Origin of the sequence: Nonomuraea sp. 3N208 (assembly GCF_052245935.1) — a bacterium.
GTDB lineage: Bacteria > Actinomycetota > Actinomycetes > Streptosporangiales > Streptosporangiaceae > Nonomuraea.
Genome location: NZ_JBQQBR010000117.1, coordinates 1 through 3,969 on the forward strand (window position 1 = coordinate 1; position 3,969 = coordinate 3,969).

At 66.9% G+C, this 3,969-nt stretch carries 4 protein-coding genes and 1 riboswitch; of the genes, 3 read left to right on the forward strand and 1 reads right to left on the reverse strand.

What is annotated here, in order from left to right; all coding sequences use genetic code 11:
- Positions 1 to 37: 37 nt before the first annotated feature.
- On the reverse strand, positions 38 to 766 hold the full coding sequence (locus ACTWPT_RS59590) for a glycoside hydrolase family 25 protein (RefSeq protein WP_443186405.1): 729 nt from the start codon (positions 764 to 766) through the stop codon (positions 38 to 40).
- A gap of 14 nt (positions 767 to 780) precedes the next feature.
- Positions 781 to 918, reverse strand: a riboswitch (cyclic di-AMP (ydaO/yuaA leader).
- Positions 919 to 1,503: 585 nt separating this feature from the next.
- On the opposite strand from ACTWPT_RS59590, the gene ACTWPT_RS59595 reads away from it, so the two are divergent.
- The 3 genes from ACTWPT_RS59595 (at position 1,504) to ACTWPT_RS59605 (ending at position 3,618) form a co-directional block, all read left to right on the forward strand.
- Positions 1,504 to 1,716, forward strand: coding sequence for a hypothetical protein (locus ACTWPT_RS59595; protein WP_443186406.1), 213 nt, complete (start codon positions 1,504 to 1,506; stop codon positions 1,714 to 1,716).
- A 42-nt stretch (positions 1,717 to 1,758) separates the two neighbouring features.
- On the forward strand, positions 1,759 to 2,385 hold the full coding sequence (locus ACTWPT_RS59600; RefSeq protein WP_443186407.1) for a hypothetical protein: 627 nt from the start codon (positions 1,759 to 1,761) through the stop codon (positions 2,383 to 2,385).
- A gap of 201 nt (positions 2,386 to 2,586) precedes the next feature.
- Positions 2,587 to 3,618: a hypothetical protein gene (locus ACTWPT_RS59605; RefSeq protein ID WP_443186408.1), complete on the forward strand. Its 1,032-nt coding sequence runs from the start codon at positions 2,587 to 2,589 to the stop codon at positions 3,616 to 3,618.
- Positions 3,619 to 3,969 lie beyond the last annotated feature (351 nt).

The following is a 3,969-nucleotide window of genomic DNA, read 5'->3' on the forward strand; positions in this document are numbered from 1 at the left end:
CCCTCCTTCCCCCCGCGACCGGCGAGAGGACCTCTGATCACTTCCGGCCGAGGGCGCGGAGTTCGTCCTGGCGCAGGGAGGAGACGTTCTGGTCCCACGGGTCGTCGGTGTACTGGTGGATGATCCACTTCTTCCAGTGCGTCGGCGTGTCGACCGTGCCCTTGGCGGCACTGTAGTGGGCCACCCACAGCGGGTATTCGCCCAGCCCCTGGCCGTACTGCTCGGCGAAGTTGTAGTTGGCGTAGAACAGCGGCGTGACGCCGGTCTTGGACTTCACCCGTTCCAGCCACGTCTTGGCCCAGGCGTTCACGCGTTCTGCGGACAGACCGTCAGAGGTCTCCAGGTCGAGGACGAGCAGGTCTCCCGCCTTGGCGGGCTGCTTGTTCAGCACGGAGAGGAAGAAGTCGGCCTCGGCGACGGGATCGTTGGATGGGTGCCCGAAGTGGTACGCACCGCGCACCATGGGAAGTTTGCCGATCTCCGCCCAGTGACGCCCGAACGAACTGTCGATGAAGTCGGTGCCTTCGGTTGCCTTGACGATGCCGAACTTGACCCCGCTGCCGGCCCAGTCGTAGCTGGCCTCGTAGTGGGACATGTCGCGCCCCTCGATGAAGCTGTCCGCGTGTGCGGGACCGGCGAGACCGGCGCCCGCCAGGGCGGCGGCCAGGGCCAGCGATACGGTCGCCGTGATCTTGCGCAAGGCGAGGGACTTACCGGCGAAGGGGATGTTGATCTTGGGTGCGCGGATCATACGATGCTTGGCCATCGTGAAGAGGGTTCTCCTTGCTTCCATACCGCTTACCGGGTTAGCTGACGGGTTCGGGCGTGGAAGCTGCCCTACGGCACGACGTGCCGATTCACCCCAATGGGACGTGGGTCCCCGGTTCCGCCCGGAGGCGGATTCAGCGGTCACAGGTCGGTCCTGTGATGCGTCTTGCGATGGTCAGGTAACGAACCGACAAGTCGGACGTATACCCCAAATACCCTGTAAGGGTAAATATCTGACACGAAGGCTACAAACAGATAGATTCCAGGTCAAGGGCTGTCGTCCCTCGAATCTCGATCGCGCGGGCAATCGTCACAACCCGCCAGCTCCAGTAGCTGAGGCCGCGACGGACGGCGCCTGATTCCGCCGGCCACAACCGGCGGGGCCGCCGGTGTCCCGGCTCGTACGCCTGACGCTCGCATGTCTCCTGTGTTCGCAGACATCCCCTTCGCCGTAGCGCCGCCATCAAGATGTTCGCCGTCCCGCGACGCCGCTGAGCCTTTACGCCCGCGACGCGACGGGCTGCGGCTGGTTCTGGCCCGGCCGGTCAGGGCGAGGCGGGCATCATGTCGTTCACTTGTTCTACCCGGCGGGGCCGAGCGCTGGTAGTCTTGCCGTCACTGACAGTGAAAACCCGAGTAGGGCGGGGGTGCGGGCGTGCCGGTCGTCGAGCATGGCGCCCGGTCCCAGCACTGTTGGTCAGCCTCGGCCTGCCCAGCAACGGGGCCGGTGTATGAATGAGCAGACTCACCGCGACCGCGACCTGTACCGCCCATGGCGCGATCGTGGAGCAGACCGGTCAAGTCGTCCCACAAGGCCTGCTGGCCCAGCGGGTGGCGTGGCTGACCGGCCTGGCGCAGGACCTGACCGCCCACCTGGTCGCCGCCCGGTGGAACCCAGCGGATCTGGACGCGCTGGCCTGCGGGGTGGGGCTGGACGGGCGGACGTAGCCGGCCAAGGGCTGGATGGCCTTGCGCAGACTGGGCTGGGCTGTGAGCCCGGCCCCGGGCGTGCATGTCTGTGATCGGGTGCTGCGGTGCGCCCAGGAGCAGGCCGCCCGCCTGTTGCGGCTGGCGCTGCACCGCCGCGCGGTGGTGGCGGCGATCGTGGCGACCTGGCCGCGCGACCCGGGCAAGCGCACCAACGCCGAATGGCAGGCCTTGCGGGCGGTGTTGCCGGACGGAGTGGGCACAGCGGAGATCCGCAACCGCACCCGACAGATCCGCGCCTACCGCGACGCCCACGACGGCGTGCTACCCCCGTACTCCCCCTGGGACAGTACGCAGACGGCCCGCCACGGCCACGCCCGCCCGATTTGCCAGAAATACTCCGGCAAACACAGAGAATCGCAGACGCTCATGCTGTTTTCCCACGGGGTGGAGTCCGTCGGTCACGCACCCATCGAGGGGTGGCAAGAGGTGCTGGCCCGCGCACGCAAGATCGGATCTTTCACCGGGGTCGACACGCGTGCCTATCCACGCGACTTCGCCAGCTTGGCCCGCACGCGCCGGGACCTGTCCCGGATCCGGACCACATATCCGATGCCGCTGCCACTGGGCTGGCCGCCGGTCGAGGAGTTCCTCGCCGGGCGTGACGAGCTCGAATGGAACCGCGAGTGAGCGGCTCCCGCCCGAGCGCGTCCAAGCCGCACCTGGCGGCTGTCACCCAGCCGGGTGAGCGTTAGCCGGGCGAGGGTGAGCACTACCTGGAGCGCCAGGCCACTCATCCTGACCTACGACTGTGAACGTATGTCAAACGGGCAGGCATCGAAGGGCCGTATGGGCAAGAATCGGCGGAGACCGTAATCGAGGAGGTTCTCTGTGCGCGCAGTTCTCACCGCCGTGCTCGCAACGCTCGCCCTGTTGGCCACTGGGGTCAGTTCGGCCAGCGCCGCACCACGCCAGTCGTCCTTGCCCGGCGGAAAGGCCAACTTTGTGATCAGCCAGGGCTTCCTGCGCGCCGGCTCCACCCAGAACTGGGTGCGTCTGGGGACCTACCAGTTCAAGGCCAACGGCACTGTCAGCGCGAACACCTACCTCTGGTGGCAGCGCAACCCCGAGGGCAGACAAGCCACCGGTGTCGTGCCGGATTCCAGCTGCTCGACCAAGGCAGGCGGCTCCGGCTCACGCGTACGCGCCTGCGACGTACTGACCGCCTCTGGTTTCCCGGGCGCCCCGGACGAATCGCGCACCGGAACGTACACCACAGCCGGCAACGTGGTGAGCATCAGATGGAAAATCGCCCAGACCTGGACCGAGAAGTGGCATGTGCAACTGTCGCCTGACGGCAAGCTCGCCCGGCTGCAGTTCGCGGACAGCACCCTGGCCACCAACGGATACGGCTACGGAAGCAACGCCCCGCTCACCACTCGCCGCGCGATGAGCTCGGTGCGAGCCTTTGCCGGAACGCTCAAGCAGGATCTGGTCTCCTGGGCGGGCAATCGCATCGTGAAGTCGGACGGCCAGGTCTTCAAGCAGTCCTCCTTCCGCAACTGCGCCACCACGACCTGGTGCCTGACCTACCTGCAGCCGTCATCCCCGGGCGCCTGTCAGAAGTCCGGCGGCTGCCCCAACTACGGCGGCGGCACCCGCACGAACGTCAGCTCCATCCAGTACTACCTCACCAAAGTCTCCAACCACGATCGCCGCGACACCCTGTGGCACTGGTGCACCTGCTTGGCCATGGAAAGCAAGAAGTTCTGCTACTCAGGCAACTCCCATATCAAACCGCTTCTGCAAATCATCGACGACAAGGGGGCCTTTCGCGGCTGGGTCGGCGCTGAGGCGTCCTTCTACCCAGGGTCCAGGACGAAAGACATGATGGCCGTATTCCGTGTCGCCGACTTCCGCTGACGCGTGGGCGCCGACGGCGCTCCCTCAGAAGCCAGGTGGACGCACAGGGTGACCGGGACACGACCCAGCCCAGGTGGACGCACTCCATTCCCGGGCCCCGCCCCCTGAGCACGCGAACGCCGGGCAGGCGATGGGCCGCCCGCCCGGCGATGTATGACGTGCCTTCAGCTGGTCAGCTGGTCGATTCCGCCGACAAGGCAGCGGCCTCGGCGGTGGCCGTCCTCGGCGGGATGGAGCGGAGGTTGAAGGCGTAGCGGGCGACGGAGTCGGCGATGGCGTCGGAGTCCACGTCCAGCGCGGTCGCGTTGATGTTGGCGATCGTGTCGCATGCCTGGTGGTAGCAGGCGTCGT

Bases quoted from the DNA above. Each gene is read 5' to 3' on its own strand.
- ACTWPT_RS59590 (WP_443186405.1), bottom strand. From the start codon at position 766: ATGGCCAAGCATCGTATGATCCGCGCACCCAAGATCAACATCCCCTTC.
- ACTWPT_RS59595 (WP_443186406.1), top strand. From the start codon at position 1,504: ATGAGCAGACTCACCGCGACCGCGACCTGTACCGCCCATGGCGCGATC.